This is a genomic window from Clostridium sp. CM028 (assembly GCF_030585565.1).
GTDB lineage: Bacteria > Bacillota > Clostridia > Clostridiales > Clostridiaceae > Clostridium_AD > Clostridium_AD estertheticum_B.
The window spans coordinates 3,303,371-3,322,318 of record NZ_CP077766.1 but is presented as its reverse complement, the minus strand read 5'-3'; the positions used below and the strand labels follow the sequence as shown (position 1 = coordinate 3,322,318).

Annotated in this window: 18 protein-coding genes and 5 tRNA genes; 6 read left to right on the top strand and 17 right to left on the bottom strand. The window is 32.2% G+C overall.

Features of this window, described 5'->3' with window-relative positions:
• Positions 1-122: 122 nt before the first annotated feature.
• Positions 123-1,025 (bottom strand): putative sporulation protein YtxC, encoded by a 903-nt coding sequence (gene ytxC / locus KTC94_RS15700; RefSeq protein WP_216303269.1) that lies wholly within the window; start codon positions 1,023-1,025, stop codon positions 123-125.
• Positions 1,026-1,175: 150 nt separating this feature from the next.
• Here ytxC and KTC94_RS15695 point away from each other — a divergent pair, with 150 nt between their 5' ends.
• Entirely contained in the window at positions 1,176-1,871 is a 696-nt protein-coding gene (locus KTC94_RS15695; RefSeq protein ID WP_216303270.1) for a DUF6873 family GME fold protein, read from the top strand.
• 77 nt (positions 1,872-1,948) lie between these two features.
• On the opposite strand, the gene KTC94_RS15690 is transcribed toward KTC94_RS15695, so the two are convergent.
• The 8 genes from KTC94_RS15690 to KTC94_RS15655 form a co-directional block, all read right to left on the bottom strand.
• Positions 1,949-2,023: transfer RNA gene (locus tag KTC94_RS15690), tRNA-Cys, on the bottom strand.
• Between the two features lie 18 nt (positions 2,024-2,041).
• Positions 2,042-2,116: transfer RNA gene (locus KTC94_RS15685), tRNA-Gly, on the bottom strand.
• A gap of 5 nt (positions 2,117-2,121) precedes the next feature.
• Positions 2,122-2,197, bottom strand: a tRNA-Phe gene (locus KTC94_RS15680).
• A gap of 30 nt (positions 2,198-2,227) precedes the next feature.
• Positions 2,228-2,304 (bottom strand) — tRNA-Asp (locus tag KTC94_RS15675).
• 5 nt (positions 2,305-2,309) lie between these two features.
• Positions 2,310-2,385 (bottom strand) — tRNA-Val (locus tag KTC94_RS15670).
• 332 nt (positions 2,386-2,717) lie between these two features.
• A complete protein-coding gene (hslO, locus tag KTC94_RS15665) occupies positions 2,718-3,599 on the bottom strand; it encodes an Hsp33 family molecular chaperone HslO (RefSeq protein WP_216303271.1) in 882 nt (293 codons plus the stop codon).
• 31 nt (positions 3,600-3,630) lie between these two features.
• Complete coding sequence (locus KTC94_RS15660; RefSeq protein ID WP_216303272.1) at positions 3,631-4,368, bottom strand: class I SAM-dependent methyltransferase; 738 nt, start codon at positions 4,366-4,368, stop codon at positions 3,631-3,633.
• A gap of 98 nt (positions 4,369-4,466) precedes the next feature.
• Entirely contained in the window at positions 4,467-4,706 is a 240-nt protein-coding gene (locus KTC94_RS15655) for a small, acid-soluble spore protein, alpha/beta type (RefSeq protein WP_165414222.1), read from the bottom strand.
• Between the two features lie 342 nt (positions 4,707-5,048).
• Here KTC94_RS15655 and dapA point away from each other — a divergent pair, with 342 nt between their 5' ends.
• Positions 5,049-5,945 carry a 4-hydroxy-tetrahydrodipicolinate synthase gene (gene dapA / locus KTC94_RS15650; protein WP_220287415.1) on the top strand — a complete coding sequence of 299 codons (897 nt, stop codon included), beginning with the start codon at positions 5,049-5,051 and terminating at the stop codon, positions 5,943-5,945.
• Positions 5,942-6,697 carry a 4-hydroxy-tetrahydrodipicolinate reductase gene (dapB, locus tag KTC94_RS15645; RefSeq protein WP_220287413.1) on the top strand — a complete coding sequence of 252 codons (756 nt, stop codon included), beginning with the start codon at positions 5,942-5,944 and terminating at the stop codon, positions 6,695-6,697. The genes dapA and dapB overlap by 4 nt, the downstream gene beginning before the upstream one ends.
• Before the next feature lie 206 nt (positions 6,698-6,903).
• Here dapB and KTC94_RS15640 read toward each other — a convergent pair whose 3' ends face one another.
• Positions 6,904-8,055 carry a pyridoxal phosphate-dependent aminotransferase gene (locus tag KTC94_RS15640; protein ID WP_216303275.1) on the bottom strand — a complete coding sequence of 384 codons (1,152 nt, stop codon included), beginning with the start codon at positions 8,053-8,055 and terminating at the stop codon, positions 6,904-6,906.
• A gap of 189 nt (positions 8,056-8,244) precedes the next feature.
• Here KTC94_RS15640 and dapD point away from each other — a divergent pair, with 189 nt between their 5' ends.
• Positions 8,245-8,955: a 2,3,4,5-tetrahydropyridine-2,6-dicarboxylate N-acetyltransferase gene (gene dapD / locus KTC94_RS15635; protein ID WP_216303276.1), complete on the top strand. Its 711-nt coding sequence runs from the start codon at positions 8,245-8,247 to the stop codon at positions 8,953-8,955.
• A gap of 239 nt (positions 8,956-9,194) precedes the next feature.
• Here the strand turns inward: dapD and KTC94_RS15630 are convergent, their stop codons facing one another.
• Both KTC94_RS15630 and pdaB read right to left on the bottom strand, forming a co-directional pair.
• On the bottom strand, positions 9,195-9,884 hold the full coding sequence (locus tag KTC94_RS15630; RefSeq protein ID WP_220319654.1) for a single-stranded DNA-binding protein: 690 nt from the start codon (positions 9,882-9,884) through the stop codon (positions 9,195-9,197).
• A 182-nt stretch (positions 9,885-10,066) separates the two neighbouring features.
• On the bottom strand, positions 10,067-10,816 hold the full coding sequence (gene pdaB / locus KTC94_RS15625; protein WP_309550859.1) for a polysaccharide deacetylase family sporulation protein PdaB: 750 nt from the start codon (positions 10,814-10,816) through the stop codon (positions 10,067-10,069).
• A gap of 300 nt (positions 10,817-11,116) precedes the next feature.
• On the opposite strand from pdaB, the gene KTC94_RS15620 reads away from it, so the two are divergent.
• Complete coding sequence (locus KTC94_RS15620) at positions 11,117-11,644, top strand: DUF4364 family protein (protein ID WP_216303278.1); 528 nt, start codon at positions 11,117-11,119, stop codon at positions 11,642-11,644.
• A 26-nt stretch (positions 11,645-11,670) separates the two neighbouring features.
• Here the strand turns inward: KTC94_RS15620 and KTC94_RS15615 are convergent, their stop codons facing one another.
• Positions 11,671-12,552 (bottom strand): YncE family protein, encoded by an 882-nt coding sequence (locus tag KTC94_RS15615; protein WP_220319653.1) that lies wholly within the window; start codon positions 12,550-12,552, stop codon positions 11,671-11,673.
• Between the two features lie 149 nt (positions 12,553-12,701).
• Here KTC94_RS15615 and KTC94_RS15610 point away from each other — a divergent pair, with 149 nt between their 5' ends.
• Positions 12,702-12,950, top strand: coding sequence for a TIGR03905 family TSCPD domain-containing protein (locus tag KTC94_RS15610; protein WP_216303280.1), 249 nt, complete (start codon positions 12,702-12,704; stop codon positions 12,948-12,950).
• 538 nt (positions 12,951-13,488) lie between these two features.
• On the opposite strand, the gene KTC94_RS15605 is transcribed toward KTC94_RS15610, so the two are convergent.
• The 4 genes from KTC94_RS15605 to KTC94_RS15590 all read right to left on the bottom strand — a co-directional run bounded on the left by KTC94_RS15605 (position 13,489) and on the right by KTC94_RS15590 (position 18,936).
• Positions 13,489-14,841: a folylpolyglutamate synthase/dihydrofolate synthase family protein gene (locus KTC94_RS15605; protein ID WP_216303281.1), complete on the bottom strand. Its 1,353-nt coding sequence runs from the start codon at positions 14,839-14,841 to the stop codon at positions 13,489-13,491.
• Between the two features lie 323 nt (positions 14,842-15,164).
• The gene (locus tag KTC94_RS15600; RefSeq protein ID WP_253198198.1) at positions 15,165-16,853 is read right to left on the bottom strand and encodes a peptide ABC transporter substrate-binding protein; all 1,689 of its coding nucleotides are present in this window, start codon (positions 16,851-16,853) and stop codon (positions 15,165-15,167) included.
• A 95-nt stretch (positions 16,854-16,948) separates the two neighbouring features.
• The gene (locus tag KTC94_RS15595; RefSeq protein WP_220319652.1) at positions 16,949-17,926 is read right to left on the bottom strand and encodes an ABC transporter ATP-binding protein; all 978 of its coding nucleotides are present in this window, start codon (positions 17,924-17,926) and stop codon (positions 16,949-16,951) included.
• The gene (locus KTC94_RS15590; RefSeq protein WP_216303283.1) at positions 17,926-18,936 is read right to left on the bottom strand and encodes an ABC transporter ATP-binding protein; all 1,011 of its coding nucleotides are present in this window, start codon (positions 18,934-18,936) and stop codon (positions 17,926-17,928) included. The genes KTC94_RS15595 and KTC94_RS15590 overlap by 1 nt, the downstream gene beginning before the upstream one ends.
• Between the last annotated feature and the right edge of the window lie 12 nt (positions 18,937-18,948).

Below are 18,948 nucleotides of genomic sequence, written 5' to 3'. Positions count from 1 at the left end.
GATAACTCTATTATATTAAAATATTTTTTATATTTTCACTCACAACAATTCAAAGTATACTATCTAAGTATTTGTTTGTCAACACTTTTTTATTTATTTTATTCACATATCAATATGCCTTACTACCATACAAGAGTTTCTTTTTTTATCTCTTCACATTTAACACATTTATCACAATAATAGACCCTATCTGCAAAAACCTTGTTTATCGTTTGTATTAGTTCTTTATTTTTACAATGCTCTACACAGTGTATAATTACTTTTTTAGGAGCATTGGTTATCATAGTGCTAATAATAAGTTCCTCTCGATTTTCTTTTGAATCAAATTTAACATCCGGTAACTCCATCATCATATTTCCTACTAAATCATTACCTTCTTCATCTGTTAAACGATAATTTCCGTTTTTTTCAATTAGAATATTAATCTCATCTACCTTACTATCCTGAACATCAACAAAGTATTTAAGCAATTTTATAAACTCATTATATTCTTTCTCTACCATATACTCTTCCACAACTTTATCCACTATGCACTCTAAATCTCCCTTTAGCTCTTTTGTCCTAAAGGTTAAAAATCCACTTATATTAATTTCATTATTTTCTTCTATACATTTAGTTATCTTATCAATTATACTATTTTTCCTATTCATACAATATACTCCATTAGGTCCGGATATTTCGCCCTCACTACTCAAGTATTCTTGTATCCTAGGTTTAATTTGTTCTATTTCATCATATTGCAGAAAAAAATAAGATTCATCTAAAAATTTTTTGAGTCCTTTTTTACAAAATTCCATTACAACTATTTTATATAACATGTTTGCAACATGCAAATTAAATGTTTTGATACTAGCATCGCTTAAGTTGTCATCATCACAAAAAAACTTTACTACGTGAGTATCCCCTATTATATTTTCCGATATACCTGAAAAATTTTTTTTATCTTCAAAACACTTCTTAATGTCTTTAATTTCATCAATAATACATTCCATACTCCTATTATATACAATAGTTAATAAAAGCATTTCGCACACTCCTTTCTCACTAAGATAGTATGTGTGTAATATTAATGTATATGCAAAATAGATTAAACAATTATCGACATATTGCAATTTGTGATAGCTTTGTGTTATAAAATAAACATAAGAAAATAAATATTAAATAGGAGTATTGTAATGAAAAATATTATTGTTGATTTTAGAATTCATAATGAAGAAAAAGAATATTTAGTTTCTAGAGGATATAACTTGCTTATTTGCCCACCTAGCAACATTTTATACGAGGCTGTATGTGGTCACCCTGATATGCTTATGCATATTTTAGGCAAAGATATTATAGTTCATAAAGACATGGATAATGAATTCATACTGAGCTTAATTTTGTTAAATTATAAAGTTTATAAATCAAATTCAACTTTAAAAGATAAATACCCTTATGACATATGTCTCAATTCATTAAGCCTAGGCAATCTTTTTATTCACTCAGTTAATTTTACTGATACTAATCTTTTGTCACTATTAAAAACAAGAAAATTAATAAACGTTAAGCAAGGTTATACAAAATGTTCTACTTGCATTGTAAATGATCATGCAGTCATAACTAGTGATGTTTCTATCGCTAAGGCTTTAAGCATTGAAAAAATAGATATTTTATTAATTCCACCTGGTGATATTATCCTTCCCGGGCTTAACTACGGTTTTATAGGTGGCGTAACAGGTCTTATCGAAGATAATGTCTTAGCTTTTTATGGTCACTTAGATCATTATTTGTATGGGAAAGAAGTATTAAATTTTTTAAATAAGCATAAGGTAGAACCTGTATTTTTGAGAAATGGAAAACTAATCGATAGAGGTAGTATTTTTAGAGTCTAACGAATCCAAAATATACTGAAATAAAAAAAGTAGTCTAAATGCTGAAATATCAGCATTTAGACTACTTTTTATTGTTTTGGAGGCGCCACCCGGATTTGAACCGGGGAATAAAGGTTTTGCAGACCTTGACCTTACCGCTTGGCTATAGCGCCATTATTCATAATTATAGTTGGAGCGGAAGACGAGATTCGAACTCGCGACGTTCACCTTGGCAAGGTGACGCTCTACCACTGAGCCACTTCCGCAACACTGGTGGCTAGACCAGGAATCGAACCAGGGACACGAGGATTTTCAGTCCTCTGCTCTACCGACTGAGCTATCCAGCCTTAATAATTTTCAAATTTACTAAATTCAAATGGCGACTCAAAAGGGACTCGAACCCTCGACCTCCGCCGTGACAGGGCGGCACTCTAACCAACTGAGCTATTGAGCCATATGTGGTGGGAACAACAGGGTTCGAACCTGTGACCCTCTGCTTGTAAGGCAGATGCTCTCCCAGCTGAGCTATGCTCCCACATATCTTTATCAGACTAGTACAGTTTACATCATTTCATAAAACTTGTCAACAACTTTATGTATTAACTGTTTTTTTACTTTACTGTTAACTTCCTCGTCCATGTGTACTTTGTGAGTACTTTATTATATTATAAGATTTTCTTACGGCTGTCAACCATAAATATGGTGAATATTCACGTATATTTAAATTATACTCCCTATTTATCGAATTTACTCCACTTTGCTACGATTTGAAACATATATTACTATTGAATATAGTTTGTGTATTGCTTTCTATAAAAAGCAATACCACATATACTATATTCTCTTTATCCAAAGCTGCATTTTTATCTATGAATTAGCTTCTTTAAGTAATTGCCCAATTTCTTCATGATTAAATTCATAATTTTCATTACAAAAATGGCATTTAAGTTCTTCGGTTTTACCATCATTATATAATTCTTCTAAATCCTTTTTACCTATACTTATTAAGGCCCTCTCAACCCTTTCCCTGCAGCAATCACATTTATACGTCGGCTTAACCTCTTCATGTATTTTAAGTTCCATATCTTCAAAAATAAATTCCAAAATTTCTTCGATGTTCATCCCTTTTGCTATTAATTCAGTTATAGATGGAATTTCTTCAAGCCTATACGTTATTATATCAGCTAAAAATTCGTCTGCACCAGGCATCATTTGGATTATAAAACCTCCTGAAGCTTTAATGCTCATATCCGTGTCAACTAAAACTCCGAGTCCCACAGCAGACGGCGTTTGCTCTGATACAGTAAAGTAATAAGCTAAGTCATCCCCAATTTCACCTGTACAGATTGGCACTTGACCTATGTACGGTTCCTTTAGTCCCATATCTCTTATAATCCTTAAATAACCATCCGTACCAACGGCAGCACTTACATCAAGTTTCCCCTGTTTGTTTGCAGGCAAATCTACATTAGGGTTTCCTATGTACCCTTTTACACTTACATCAGCATGTGCAGTTACTACCACGCCTCTCGCTTCTCCTCCGCCATCAATTTGAAGTGTTAAACTATCTTGCTGCGACTTTAACATGCTTCCCATAAGAGCACCAGCCGTTAGCATCCTACCAAAAGCAGCTGCTGCCGTGGGTGCACACAAATGCATAGAAACTCCCTCATTTACTAAACCCGTAGTTATTGCTGCGACTATTCTAACCTGGCCTTCCTTTGCAGTAGCTCTAACCAATTTATCCATATACTAGCCTCCTGTAAACTATTTTTGTTTTTTACTTCTTAAGTACATAACATATTCGCTCTGTGATTTTACTTACTACTTTATCTTCATAGTTATCCATCTTTTTAATTATTTCGAACCCAATTTCTTTTATAACACTTTCTACATATTCTTCTTTATAAGCCCTTTCAGAGTGTTGCTCATCAAAGCGTCTGAACACTTGTCCTTCTTTTACAAAAAAAGTTAAATTCATTTGCACTATATCATTTTCCAAATAATTTTCCCAAATATACACTACATCATCACTATCGTAATTATAAATATTATTACCAAGCACATTGGTAAGTTTATAATAAGAGTTAATATCAAAGATGAATAACCCATCCTGTTTTAATAAATCATAAGCGCCTAATAAATACTTTTTAAAATTTTCTTTTTTTAATATATAGTTGCTAGAATCTAATCCGCAAGTTATAAGGTTAAAAGTATTATCTAAATTCAATTCACAAATATCTTGGCATACAAATTTTGCTCCTACCCGAGCATCCCTCATCTTTTTCTCTGCTTGACTTAACATATCACAAGATAAATCAACTGCCCAGGTATGCTTAAACTCATTTGCAATTTCTATAGTAAGATTTGCTGTACCACAGGCTAAATCTAAATAACTCTCCATATCTAAGTGATGCTCTTTGCAAATACATAATATTTGGGAAGCCCATGTTTTATAATCAATATCAGAATTGATTAATTCATCATATATACAAGCAAACTCTTTGTAACAGTTCATATTAACATTTCTCCTTTATATTCCTCTTAATACTATAATGGTATATAATATACTAACCTATATACCAAATATTGTCCAAATTAATTTGCTTAATATCTTTAAAAATCTTTGTTTTTAGGGAGATTTATGGCTTTCTTTCTTTTTGTCATTAAGCCTCCAATTCTTCCTGTTTCTTCTGCTGTTAATCCACTCCAACCATCCACATCTATCTTTTCTGTTAATCCTAATTCTTCCGCTATTTCATATTTTAACGATTCTCTTAGCATTTCGTTTTTAGTTAACTCTTTATTAGTTCTTAACTTAGCTTTTATAACTTTTTTCAAAGGTGTTTTACCCATCATATACCTCCTAATTATAATTGTAATATCTTATATTTTTTACAATTCGAGGTTTTTTTATTCATAATAAAAAATAAATATTACCCGTTATTTAATCATAATATGATTTAAATTACAGTTTTATAAATATACCCATTAAATTATACCTTGCTGATTTTCAGTTTTTTTTTTAAAAGTATATATATTTTTACATATGGGCTATATAATATAATCTAATGAAGAAAAATATTTTAGTGATAATTTATGTGTTTCCTAATTCATTATGAAGAATATTACGAAATGCTTCACTAAAAGCGATCTAAATTAATAACTATATAGTATAAACTACTAGGAGGTAATCTTATGAGTATTTTTAAAGGTTCTGGTGTTGCAATAGTCACTCCGTTTAATGAAAGAGGCGTAGATTTTAAAAAACTCGAAGAATTAATAGAATGGCATATCAAAAGCATGACAGATGCTATTGTAGTATGTGGTACTACAGGTGAAGCTTCTACTATGACAGAGCAAGAAAGAAAAGAGACTATAAAATTTGTAGTTGATCTAGTTAATAAGAGAATTCCAGTAATCGCGGGCACAGGAAGTAACAATACTGCCGCTGCAATAAGTATGAGTAGATGGGCAGAAAAAATAGGCGTAGACGGATTACTTGTAATTACGCCTTACTATAACAAGACTACTCAAAAAGGCTTAGTTGAGCATTTCAAAGCAATTGCAAATAGTGTAACTTCACCAATAATAATATACAACGTTCCTTCGAGAACAGGTCTTAATATTACTCCAAACACACTTCTAAAATTATGCGAAGTACAAAACATTGTAGCAATTAAAGAAGCGAGCGGCGATATAAGTCAGATAGCACAGATTAAAGCACTCTGCGGAGATAGAATAGATATCTATTCAGGTAATGACGACCAAGTTATACCTATACTTTCCTTAGGAGGTATCGGAGTTATATCTGTTCTTTCAAATATAATTCCTACAGTGATTCATAACATGTGTGAATTATATTTAAAAGGCGAGCATGCAAAAGCTCTAAAAATACAATTGGAGTATCTTCCTCTTAATGGCTCTATATTCATAGAAACTAATCCTATCCCTGTAAAAACAGCTATGAATCTTATGGGAATGGAAGTCGGGGCTTTAAGACTACCACTATGTGAAATGGATGAAATAAATTTACAGATTCTAAAAAAAGAATTAAAAGCATATAATATCCCTTTAAAGGAGGAAATCAAATGATTAGAATGCTTCTAAATGGCTGCAATGGAAAGATGGGCAAAGTTATTTCTGAAATGGCTAAAGCATCAACAACGATTTCAATTGTTGCAGGTGTTGATAAAAATTCATTTAATTTAGGCTATACATGCTATGACAGCATACTTGAATGCGAAAATGATATAGATGTGATTTTAGATTTTTCAAGGCCAGATGCTTTAGATTCCTTATGTAAGTATTCTAAAGAGAAAAATATCCCTATTGTGTTCTGCACTACTGGTTACACGCAAGAACAGTTATCTAAAATTAGTTCCCTCAGCACCGAAATCCCAGTATTCCACTCTGCAAATATGTCTATAGGTATAAATGTTGTTAATAATATACTTAAAAGCATAAGCAATATGCTTTATAAGGATTTTGACATTGAGATAATTGAAAAGCATCATAATCAAAAAGTCGATTCCCCTAGTGGTACCGCTTTACTCCTTGCAAATACAATTAAAGATTCTATAGATGACGAAACCACCTTTGTCAAAGGACGTGATGGTTTAAGTAAAAGACAACCTAATGAAATAGGGATTCATGCTATCCGTGGTGGAAGTATTATAGGTGATCATGAAGTCATATTTGCAGGAAAAGGAGAATGTATTGAAATTAAGCATACTGCAATATCAAGAGATGTTTTTGCAATAGGTGCACTTAAAGCTTGCGAATATATATACGGAAAAGAAAAAGGTCTATATAGTATGGATGATGTAGTTAATATGTCAATATAACGACAGTTCAGACGGAAAGTCTCCCATTACTACACGCTGGAGTTACGTTCCCTAACAAATAAAAAACTTCAGTTGGAGTGCAAATCTCCTTCTGAAGTCGTTAATACAGCTCCGCAGGAGATGATTTAGCCTTTAAACTAGAAAAGCAACCTTCAAAGTATTAAATACTTAAATAGGTTGCTTTTCTAGTTCAATATTTTTAAAAATTACTCAGGTAATGATTTAATCCACTTTTCCATTCTATCTAAAGCCTCTTTTAACACTTCCATACTATAAGAATATGATATCCTTATGAAACCTTCTCCTCCGGTGCCAAAAGCCGAACCAGGCACAACAGCGACCTTGCCTTCATTCAACAGTCTGTTGCAAAACTCTTCGCTACTCATAGAAAATTTTGTTATAGAGGGAAATATATAAAAGGCCCCTTTAGGAATAGTTGTATCCATTCCCATTTGCTTCAACCTTTTATATACATAATCTTTTCGCCTCTCAAACTCCACTTTCATATTATTTACATCATTCATGCTAGAAAGTAATCCTTCGCACGCGCCCCATTGAGATATTGAGGCTGCACAAGAAACATTATACTGATGTACTTTCATTATATTATCCATGATATATTTGCTAGCACAAACATATCCAACTCTAAGTCCCGTCATTGAAAACATTTTAGAAAATCCACCCACCAAAATTACTTTATTCCTTAATTCATCAATTTGAGCTAATGAATAGTATTTTTCATAACATAATGAGCTATAAATTTCATCACTTATTATGTAAATATTTTTTTCTTTTAGAATTTGAAAAAGTTTATTTCGCTCGAATAATGTTAATGTTGCTCCAGTAGGGTTAGACGGATGTGACATCACTAAAATCTTAGGATTTTCTTCATTAATAAGTTTATTTAGTGTTTCAAAATTAATAGTAAAATCACTGTTAAGCTTATAATTAACTACTTCTGCTCCAAAAATCTTTACACAGCTCTCATAAGCTGGATAAGCTGGAGTCGGTACCAGCACTTTGTCTCCAACATTTAAAAATGCTGCAAATGTGCATAGAAGTGCCTCACTTCCACCAACAGTCACAGTTATTTCATCAGCTGAATAGTTGATGCCTGTGCCGCATAAAAAATTAGAAATCTCATGTCGTAGCTCCGGAATACCTGCATTAGTTGTATACTCAGTTTTATTTTCATTAATAGCTTGGATCATGGCTTTCTTAATATTTTTAGGCACTGGAAAATCAGGTTGACCAAGAGTCAGTGAAATCGCCCCTTCAACTTGTGGAACCTTATTAAAAAATTTTCTAATTCCAGAAATCTCTACATTGCTTACATTTTTTGAAAATAAATTATTCATAACATCATCCTTTTCAATGTGTTTGTGCTTTCAATTATTTGCATTATAAGTATTTTACTATATAATAGAATAAAAATCAGTATTTTTTAAATTGTTCTAGGATAATGCTAATATTTATGGTGTAATCGAAATTAAATGCATAAAAATGAAAATTTGGCTTAATACTTATAATACGAAAGGAGATTAACTATGAACTATGATTTAACCGACCCTTATGAAATTGCAAGATACATAAAAGAAGCTAAAAAGGCAACTCCACTTAAACTCTATATTGATGGAGATTTATCACAATGCGAATTTGGCAATATAGAAAGTTTTGGTAACGGAAGCTTTTATATCCTTTTTGGAGAAAGTAATGAGGTATCAGATTTTCTAATAAAGTATAAAGACAGAATCAAAAAATCCAAACTTGAACAAGACAGACGAAACTCCGCTATTCCTTTGATAGATTTAAAAAATATCGATGCAAGAATTGAACCAGGTGCAATTATACGCGACAAGGTTACCATAGGTAAAAATGCCGTTATAATGATGGGTGCCATAATTAACATAGGTGCTGAAATTGGCGATGAAACTATGGTAGATATGAACGCTGTTGTTGGTGCCAGAGGTAAACTCGGTAAAAGAGTTCATTTAGGTGCAGGTGCAGTAATCGCAGGAGTGTTAGAACCTCCAAGTAAAAGTCCTTGTGAAATTGGAGACAATGTACTAATTGGAGCCAATGCTGTAATTTTAGAAGGAGTAAAAATCGGAAATAATTCTATAGTGGCAGCAGGATCTGTAGTTGTAAATGATGTTCCTGAAAATGTTGTAGTTGCTGGAACACCCGCAAAAATAATAAAAAATGTGGATAGTGGAACTAAAGAAAAAACTAAACTACTTGATGATTTAAGAAAATAACAAAAATTAAAAGAGCATATATTACTACAAATTCATCTTACTTTGCTAAGTAATTCTAAACTAATTTTATTGAAAGATACTAAACAGTACAAACTCGCTAACGCTCAAACATGTACTGTTCTTAACGTATCTTCCGATAAAATTAGTTTGAATTACTAAAGCTTGTTCGAATGTATTTTACGTAATATATGCTCTTTTCAACCCCATTAAAAGAAGAAAATTCATTCTACATATCTATACTATATAACGTGTAGAGCTTCAAGGTCCTGCTCTTCATCAATCATATCCGTTTCTACAGTGCCCTCACCATCTTTAGCAACCTTTTCCATCTTTGATATAGAGACTTCATATGCCACTTTCTTTATAACTTCGTCATCTGATAATTTCTTTTGATATTCTCTACTCTGAAGTCTTCCCCATATTCTTATATTATCTCCTACTTCAAGACTTTTACAAAACCTAGAATTTCGTCCCCAAGCAATTGTAGGTATATAATCAGATTTATTATACAATCTGTTAACTGCTAAAAGCATGTCCGCAATCTCTCTCCCAAACGGAGTTGTCCTATACACTGGACTCTTGCAAATATATCCATCTAAAAATATTTGATTTGGATTCTTACTGTGTTCTTCACAAATTTTAATATCTCTAGCAAATACCGTTAATATTAATCGGTTAGATCCGTCAACGAATTTATTGTAAGATCTAAGTTGACCTTCAACTATAAACTCATTTCCTATTGTAATATTCATACCTGCAATTAATCTTTCAGAAATTGTTATAGTTAAAATATCTGTTGTTTCACTAAGTCTCCAAACCTCAAAATCAAATACATAAAAGCCTTCTCCATACATTTCATGACTGAATTTCAATTCAGATACTACCTTTCCTTCTAAATAAATCTTGTTATTTAACATAACATTATCCATCATAATCCCTCTTTCCCTTAGTTTTTTTTAATAAACTTTCTTTAGAATATAAATATTCAGCTTTTCAATGTAATATACCTAATATTAAGAGAATTTTGTTTATATCTATTTTTCCAAAATTATAACTAATTGGTATTTCCATTATAATACAAATACACCGTGGATTTCAATACATTTAATTTTTATTTTTGTATTTGTTTTCCTGATTCATTTATATAATAGTTTTTTTTGTATATAAGATCTGATATTTTTACAAATTTATAGCCTTGAGCCTTAAAATGTTTTAAAATTTTTTCTAAATTTTCAGGGGTATACTTTGCATTATTGTGAAATAAAAGTATGGAGCCCGGCTTAGTCTTTTTAATTATTCTATTATACTCAATTTCTGCCCCCTGCTCTTTCCAATCAATACTATCTGCATCCCATTGAATACAATAATGATTTGTTGATTCTACGGTTTCAATTACTAAATTATTATATTCTCCAGATGGGCATCTAAAAAGGGTTGTTTCTTTCCCTGTTATAGCCATTATTTTAGCATCTGTGGTGGTTATTTCTTTGTTCATTCTCTCCTTGGATATTGTAGTCATTATAGGATGCTTATTGGAATGGTTTCCTATTTCATGACCTTTTTGATGCATCGTCTTTACCCTATCCGGATACTGGTCTAGCCACGCTCCCACTATAAAAAACGTTGCTTTAGCATTGTACTTATCTAATATTTTTAATATATCATCTGTTCTATCATCGCCCCAGTTTGCATCAAAAGAGATCGCAATCTTTTTCTCTTTAGTATCTACGGAGTAAATTGGTAATTTACGTTGCTCACCCAAAAACGCACCCTTAGTTTTTAAGTTATAAACACCTATAATTGATAAAATCACAATGAAAATCGCACAAAATACTATTAATTTTTTTTTTATGTAATTCATATTCATATCCTCTTATATCCTCCTTATAATCACTTTGTGCCAAAGTAATAGATATCCCCTATCGTCTCCTCGCACATTTATACTTTAAATTTATATTCTATAAGTTAATATATATGTGTATAATTTAATTTATAAAGTTTATTTCTTTTGAAAATTCAGATAAACCATTATATAGTATTAAAATTAAAAGCACCGATTCATTTCGGTGCTTTTTATGTTATAATGTTTATAGTTAATTTTACATGAAATGATACCGTTCATTATTGTTTTATATTAAGCAGACTACAAGGAGGAACAGATATGTTTGAGGATGCTTTAGACTTAGCTGAAAATAAGCTTCTTTTACTTTATATATTTTATAAAATAAAGCTCCCTATTTCTAATATTCAAATAACGCAAATTATTTTAGAGAATAATTTTATAAATTATTTTACTTTGCAACAATATATTACTGAACTTATTGCATCTAACCTACTTAAGCATACTGATCAGAAAGGTAAGCATAGATTAGTCATTTCGCAAAAAGGTGACAATGTTCTATCTTTATTTAAAGGAAGAATTTCTGAAAGCAAGATACAACTTATTGATAGCTATTTGAAAGTTCATATTGAAAACATCAAAAAAGCACTCACGGTTAGTGCTGATTACACAATAGAAAACAATAATAATTATTTAGTTAATCTAACCGCTTCAGAAGATAATTTTACACTTATAGATATTAAACTTAGTGTTGCGTCGAACAAGCAAGCACGAAATTTATGCAGTAAATGGAGAAAAAACCCTTCTGAACTTTATGCTAAAATAATTAATCTTCTCATAGATGATTAATCTTAATCTTCTATAGAATCTGATTTTTATAAAAGTGCCATACCTGTGGGCTCTCCGCCAATAGAGATGGCTTTTTTATTTTCAGTAATTTTATCAATTCTAATAAGCAAATTGTTATAATTATCACCTACATACAAATATTTTTCATCTTCGAGTATTCCCCGAGGCATACCCCCAATTTTAATTTTTTTTATCTCTTTGTAATTATTTATGTCTAATATACTCACCGTGCCATCTCCAAAATTTGATACATAACAGTATTTTTCATTACAATACATGTCCACAGGCGAATTACCAACAGGTATCTTGTATAATACGTTATAGTTTTTTAATGAAATAATGCTTATACTTCCCTTATTGTCCATACCTATATTGCTCTCGCAAACTAAAATATAATTTCCATCCGGGGTAATTAGAGCTTTAGTAGGATATGCCCCCACCCTAATATTTTTAATATTTGTATTCTGATCACAATCTATTATTGTTATGCTGTCACTATTCATATTTGCCACTATAATAAGGTTCTTTCTTTTACAAAGATAAATACTATGTGGTGAGTTACCACATGGAATTACTTCTACAATTGTTTTTTTGTCTAAATCAAAAACTATTATATCATCAGAATCTCCACAAATAACATATGCCCTATTATCATAAACTGATAAATCATTACAATGCATACCTATAAAATAACTTTCTGTTTCATTATTATCAATATCAACCATAGAAATACTATTATCATAACTATTAGCTGTTAATATCTTGTTTTTATATATATATATACCATGAGGACCAATTCTTTTGAGATTTTTTTTATCCAAATATATTTTTTCTTCTTCTATAAACAAATCCAAGTTAACTTTTGATATGCAATCTGCTGAAGTACTACACACATATAACTTTCTCAAATCCCTCACCTCCCCATAACCATAATATGAAAATAGCGCTAATATGCTAACATTGTTTTCATTAAAATTAAATTCTTGAAATGAGGATACTTAATAGTATATAATAACTATTGTAATTATTAATATTACAAAGGACGGAGGAGTAAATTATGTATAGTTATGATCCAAAAGGCGTTTGTTCAAAAAAAATAACTTTTGAAGTCGTTGACGATAAAATAACAAATGTTGTTTTCACAGGAGGATGCGCTGGAAATTTAAGTGGAATTTCAACCTTAGTAAAAGGTATGGAAGTTTCCGAAGTTATAAAAAAACTTAAGGGTATTAACTGTGGTGGTAAAAGCACTTCTTGCCCAGACCAATTAGCTTTGGCACTGGAAGAATTAGTTGCAAAAGCTTAACCAAATAAGAATACGATTCGTATGAAGTTTCCCCTGCGTGGCACCAAATAAGAGTTTGAAACGTGAAATTCCATTAAGAAATTCTAATCTTTTGCAAATATAAAATTCTCTAACACTCACATTCGGCGTGCGCCGGTTCGCTAGCCTTCCTTCCAGTCAGTCTCACGAGAATTTTATATTTGCAAAAGAAGAATTTTAAATGGAATTTCAATGTTTCTGCTCTTCTTATTTGGTGCCACTTCCGGAGAAACTTCATACTATATCATATTTACACTAAGGGAACTTAAAGAAAATAACAAACCAAAGATTCTGAGGATATTTTGTGACAGACGAAGTGCCCTAAGATGTATTTAAGATTAATTTCTGATAAAGAAAATAATAATTTTCTTTAATCCCCACCAAAAGTCTTTTAGCCGGTAGGCTGCATATGCGGTACATATGTTTTGAATTTAATATTTTCCGCAAGCTGTTTCCTATATAATAAAAATAAATTGACACATATTATCTAGTAATATGTGTCAATTTATTTTTATTACTATTAATGGCTATGAACATTTCGTATTATTTTTCTCATATCGCCCACCATGTATAAAGAACCTGACACTAACAGTAAATCATCTTCATCGCAGTAGCTCAAAGCTTTTTTATATGCATCCTCATAATCTTCAATTGCCTCGCAACTCATAGTATATTTTTCTACTTGGATTTTTAATTCTTCGCAGAGTTCTGCCCTATCGCTATGGGGGGTAACAGTAATAACTCTACTCACCTTTGGAACTATAGTTTTTATCATCTCTTCCACTTGCTTATCCGCAAGGATTCCTAAAATTAATATGATTTTTTTGTAGTTAAAGTACATATCAATACTCTGCGTAAGTTTTTCTATACCATCTATATTGTGTGCACCATCTATAACTACTAAAGGCTTTTTATGCATCACCTCAAGCCTTGCTGGCCACACTACACTCCCAAGCCCTGTTATTATATGATCTCTATTAATCATTGCGCCTTGCTCTATAAGCTCCTCTATAGCATGAACCGCTACAGAACAGTTTAGTAATTGATGTTTTCCTAAAAGTGATAAATCAATAGTATAATCATTATTTGAAGTTTGCACTTTCAATTTTTGAATTATAGCATTATTACTAGTACACATTGTTTCTTCCATTGAATCCACTGCACTATATTGTAAATTTCCCTTCCCTAAATATACCGCTGAATCCTGTGATACTTTTATTAATTTGCATTTTTTTTCTCTACATATTCTTTCTATTACTTCTTCGCTTTGTTTTTGTTGTGGAAACATAACTACGGGAATCCCCTCTTTAATAATACCTGCCTTTTCACAAGCAATTTTAGCGATGGTATCTCCGAGTATTAGCGTATGGTCCAAACTAATAGATGCAATAATACTTAAAATAGGTGTAATTACATTTGTTGAGTCAAGCCTTCCACCCATCCCTACTTCAACCACTGCAAAATCTATATTGTTTTTATAAAAATATAAAAAACCCGCGCAGGTAATGATTTCAAACTCTGTTGGATTACTATATCCTAGTTCCACTACCTTTTCTACCGCTTTAGAAACCTCTGTCACAACATCACTTAAATCTCCTTTAGAGATGTTTTTATTATTTATTTGCATTCGTTCTTCAAACTCTTCAATAAATGGCGAAATATATGAGCCTACCTTATATCCAGCTTCGACCAAAATCGTAGTCACCATAGCAGTAGTTGAACCTTTCCCATTAGTTCCTGCAATATGTATACACTTTAATTTTTTATGTGGGTTTCCTAAAAGTTCTAATATTTTTTCAGTTCTCTCAAGCCCAAGTTTGCTACCAAACTTTGCTGTATTTTTTATGTAAGCTATAGATTCATTATAATTCATGCTTATCCTTCCTTTCAAAATAAATAACTATGTCCGGTTAAATTTTATACCAACTTAGTGGCAGTTAACAACCTTTTTTATAAAAAATCCAAAAAATTTGTAACACTTTAATCATTACTTAAATAAAATATTCTAAGTAATTCTTTTTAGGAATTATTTTATGTATAGATACTGCGTACTAATACCTGAGAAAATATTAGAGACGGTTAACATCTATTCCCCCATTAGATCTGTTAACCCACCTCTTTTATTTTCATAAAAATGCCCTACAGCATAGACTTTTATCTACTCTATAGGGCATTTTATTATTTTGCTATTTTATGTTATTTAGCAGCAGTTACGTAGGCTTTTTGGAACCAATGTTTTCCTAAAGCTGATGTACGAACTCCCATAATATTTGGTTTTGAAACCATTGTATTTGTATACCCATAAATAGGAATTACAACATCATTGTTCATAATAATGTCTTCTGCTTCATGCAAAATAGCCATTCTCTTAGCTGGATCTAATTCCTTTTTTGCAGCTATTATTTTTGCATCATATGCTGGATTACTGTATCCAGCGTCATTATTTCCTGAACTTGTTGTAAATAAATCAAGGAATGTCATTGGATCTGTGTAGTCTGCATTCCAGCCATTTCTTGCAAGAATATATTGCTTAGTATTTCTTGTTTGTATGAATACCTTCCATTCTTGGTTCTTAAGTTCTATATTTACTCCAAGATTTGTTTTCCACATATCTTGAACTGCAGCAGCTATATTTTGGTGTCCCGCAAGGGTGTTATAGAGTAAAGTTATTTTAGGGAATCCTTTTCCATCTGGATACCCTGCTTCAGCTAGTAATTTTTTAGCTTGAGCTATATCTCCCTCCGCTGGGTAGTAAGCTTTATTTGCAAAATCCTTACCATTTGGTTCTAGACTCCCTTTTGGAACAAATGACGTTGCTGGGGTTTGCCCACCTTTACTAACGTTATCAACTATGTCTTTTCTGTTAAGGGCAAGCGATAATGCTTTTCTTACTTTAGGGTTTTGTATAGCCTTAGCAGCCTCTGGATTTATCTTAACCGCCTCTGCTGTAAGATTTAGCACATAGTAGTAAGTTGCATAATTAGGAGTGATTTTGCAACTACCATCTGCTACAAGCGCAGGAATTTCTGATTGTGGTGGGTCTTTAATGAGATCCATTTGACCGGCTTTATATGCTGAAAGTGCTGCTGTTTGATCCTCTAACATTTTATAGTTAAGAGTATCAAGTTTAATATTTTTAACATCCCAATATTTGTCGTTTTTTACAAAAGTCAAAACATCCTTAGGTTTCCATTCTTTCATTTTAAATGCACCATTAGTAATATAAGTTGCAGGTTTGGTTGCCCAAGAAGCATCTTTATCTGCTACATCTTTTCTAATCGGCATATATGTTTCGAAAGCCATAAGTGATAAGAAGTAAGCAGTTGGGTTCTCGAGGGTAACTACAAGAGTTGAATCATCTTTAGCCTTAACTCCGACTTCATCAACAGTTGCTGATTTTACACCAGCTGTTTTCTTGTCAGCTGCAAGTTCGCTTTCATTATACCCTTGGGCATTCTTCAAGTAAAAAAGTTGATAAGAATATACAGAAGCAGTTGCAGGCTTTAAAACTCTTTTCCACGCATATTCGAAATCACCAGCAACAACTGGTTTGCCATCTGACCATTGAGCGCCACTTCTAATATGAAACGTATAAGTCAAACCATCTTTTGACATTTCATACCTATCAGCCATACCTGGAATTGGTTTATCTTTATCATCCAATCTCATCAAACCCTCAAAAGCATTTCCGATAACATCTGCACTGTCACTTGCCTGACTTAATGCTGGATCGATAGTCTTAGGTTCTGCACCTAAATTGAAAGTTATTACCTGCGGCACCTTGCCATTAGCCTCTGGTGCTGCTTTAGTGCCACAGCCCGATAGCAATGATACCCCTAAGGTTACCGCAAGCAAAGTTGCACTAATCTTTGTTGATTTATTCATTTTTATTATTCCCCCCTGTTATATATATAACTATTCGTTGCAAAGCATCGAATTATACTCAATAATATATTCGCTAAACAAAATTTTTATACCATTTAAAATAAATGACAAGCCACAAAGTGGTCTGCCCCTAAATTTTTAAGCTCTGGGTCTACCTCTGAACATATTGCCTTAGCATATTTACATCTACCTTTAAATCTACATCCCGGTGGAGGATCTATAGGTGATGGTATTTCTCCCTCAAGCATAATCCTCTTTCTTAGTGCTGCACCTTCAGGGTCCGGTATTGGAATAGCCGAAAGTAGCGCCTGAGTATATGGATGCATTGGGCGGCTATATACCTCATCACTTTTACCTATTTCAACCATTTTACCTAAATACATAACTCCAATTCTATTTGATATATGCTTAACCATTGATAAATCATGAGCTATAAAAAGATAGGTTAATCCCATATTTTCTTGCAACTCTTCGAGCATATTTATAATCTGTGCTTGTATGGAAACATCAAGTGCAGATATAGGTTCATCACAAATTATAAATTCTGGTTGCACTGCTAGAGACCTAGCTATACCAATTCTTTGTCTTTGACCGCCAGAAAATTCATGTGGATATCTGCTAGAATGTTCACTGTTTAATCCCACCGTTGTTAACAGTTCTTGAATTCTTGCCATTCTATCCTTACCTTTATAAACACCATGAATGTCAATTGATTCACCAACTATGTCGCCAACAGTCATTCTTGAATTTAACGAAGCATAGGGGTCTTGGAATATCATTTGAATTTTTTTTCTATAAGGAAGCATCTGCTTTTGACTTAACTTTGATAAATCATGTCCATCGTATATTATTTGTCCACCAGTTGGTTCATATAGCTTTATTATTGTTCTTCCACAGGTTGTTTTACCACAGCCTGATTCTCCCACAAGCCCTAAAGTCTCACCTTTATTGATCGTAAAAGAAATACCATCTACTGCTTTTACATAACTATGAGCTGTACCAAACAATCCCTTTTTAACAGGAAAATATTTTTTCAAATCTTTTATTTCAACTAACACTTTTTCAACACTCATTATAAACTCCCCCTTCCAACAGGTGCTTTTACCTTAGGTGCACTAGGGTGATTTAGAAAGCAAGCTGCATTATGCTCAGGACTAATTTGAAATAATGGCGGTCTTTGCTTTTCACAAATCTTCATAGAATAATTACATCTAGCTGCAAATGGACATCCCACAGGAGGTTTTAACAAATCTGGCGGTTGACCCTCTATTGGTTTCAGTTTTTCCCTTATGGTACTTTGGGGATTTGGAATACTATTTAAAAGCCCCCAAGTATATGGATGCCTTGGATTATAAAATAAGTCCTTAGTAGAACCCGTCTCTGCAATTAATCCACCGTACATAACATTTATTCTGTCGCAAACATCTGCAACCACGCCTAAATCATGCGTTATAAGAATAATAGAAGTGTTTAATTTTTCTTTAATATCCTTCATAAGTTCAAGAATTTGTGCCTGTATAGTAACATCTAAGGCTGTTGTAGGTTCATCTGCAATTAACAATTTTGGTTCACAACATAATGCCATAGCAATCATTGCACGTTGTCTCATACCACCAGAAAATTCATGAGGGTATTGTTTCATTCTTTTTTCAGGACTTGGGATTCCAACTAATGAAAGCATTTTCACTGACTTATCAAAAGCTTCTTGCTTACTTAATCCTCTATGTTTAAGTAATGGTTCCATTATTTGATTACCTATGTTGAATACAGGATTTAGGGAAGTCATGGGGTCCTGAAATATCATTCCAATTTCATTTCCTCTTATTTTTTCCATTTCTTTCTCGGAAATCTTTGCTAAATCTTTTCCTTGGAATAGCATTTCACCATCTATTATTTTCCCTGTATCAGCAAGTAGTCTCATAAGTGACATCATAGTAACGCTTTTTCCACTTCCGGATTCTCCAACTATTCCAAGAGCCTCACCTTTATTTAAGTAAAAGGATACTCCACCTACAGCCTGCACCTCTCCTACATGTGTAAAAAAAGATGTTTTTAAATTATTTATTTCAAGTAATTTTTCCATAATTCCCCCCTT

Coding starts and splice junctions, on each gene's coding strand:
- ytxC (WP_216303269.1), bottom strand. CDS start 1,025: ATGCTTTTATTAACTATTGTATATAATAGGAGTATGGAATGTATTATT.
- KTC94_RS15695 (WP_216303270.1), top strand. CDS start 1,176: ATGAAAAATATTATTGTTGATTTTAGAATTCATAATGAAGAAAAAGAA.
- hslO (WP_216303271.1), bottom strand. CDS start 3,599: ATGGATAAATTGGTTAGAGCTACTGCAAAGGAAGGCCAGGTTAGAATA.
- KTC94_RS15660 (WP_216303272.1), bottom strand. CDS start 4,368: ATGAACTGTTACAAAGAGTTTGCTTGTATATATGATGAATTAATCAAT.
- KTC94_RS15655 (WP_165414222.1), bottom strand. CDS start 4,706: ATGGGTAAAACACCTTTGAAAAAAGTTATAAAAGCTAAGTTAAGAACT.
- dapA (WP_220287415.1), top strand. CDS start 5,049: ATGAGTATTTTTAAAGGTTCTGGTGTTGCAATAGTCACTCCGTTTAAT.
- dapB (WP_220287413.1), top strand. CDS start 5,942: ATGATTAGAATGCTTCTAAATGGCTGCAATGGAAAGATGGGCAAAGTT.
- KTC94_RS15640 (WP_216303275.1), bottom strand. CDS start 8,055: ATGAATAATTTATTTTCAAAAAATGTAAGCAATGTAGAGATTTCTGGA.
- dapD (WP_216303276.1), top strand. CDS start 8,245: ATGAACTATGATTTAACCGACCCTTATGAAATTGCAAGATACATAAAA.
- KTC94_RS15630 (WP_220319654.1), bottom strand. CDS start 9,884: ATGGATAATGTTATGTTAAATAACAAGATTTATTTAGAAGGAAAGGTA.
- pdaB (WP_309550859.1), bottom strand. CDS start 10,816: ATGAATTACATAAAAAAAAAATTAATAGTATTTTGTGCGATTTTCATT.
- KTC94_RS15620 (WP_216303278.1), top strand. CDS start 11,117: ATGTTTGAGGATGCTTTAGACTTAGCTGAAAATAAGCTTCTTTTACTT.
- KTC94_RS15610 (WP_216303280.1), top strand. CDS start 12,702: ATGTATAGTTATGATCCAAAAGGCGTTTGTTCAAAAAAAATAACTTTT.
- KTC94_RS15605 (WP_216303281.1), bottom strand. CDS start 14,841: ATGAATTATAATGAATCTATAGCTTACATAAAAAATACAGCAAAGTTT.
- KTC94_RS15600 (WP_253198198.1), bottom strand. CDS start 16,853: ATGAATAAATCAACAAAGATTAGTGCAACTTTGCTTGCGGTAACCTTA.
- KTC94_RS15595 (WP_220319652.1), bottom strand. CDS start 17,926: ATGAGTGTTGAAAAAGTGTTAGTTGAAATAAAAGATTTGAAAAAATAT.
- KTC94_RS15590 (WP_216303283.1), bottom strand. CDS start 18,936: ATGGAAAAATTACTTGAAATAAATAATTTAAAAACATCTTTTTTTACA.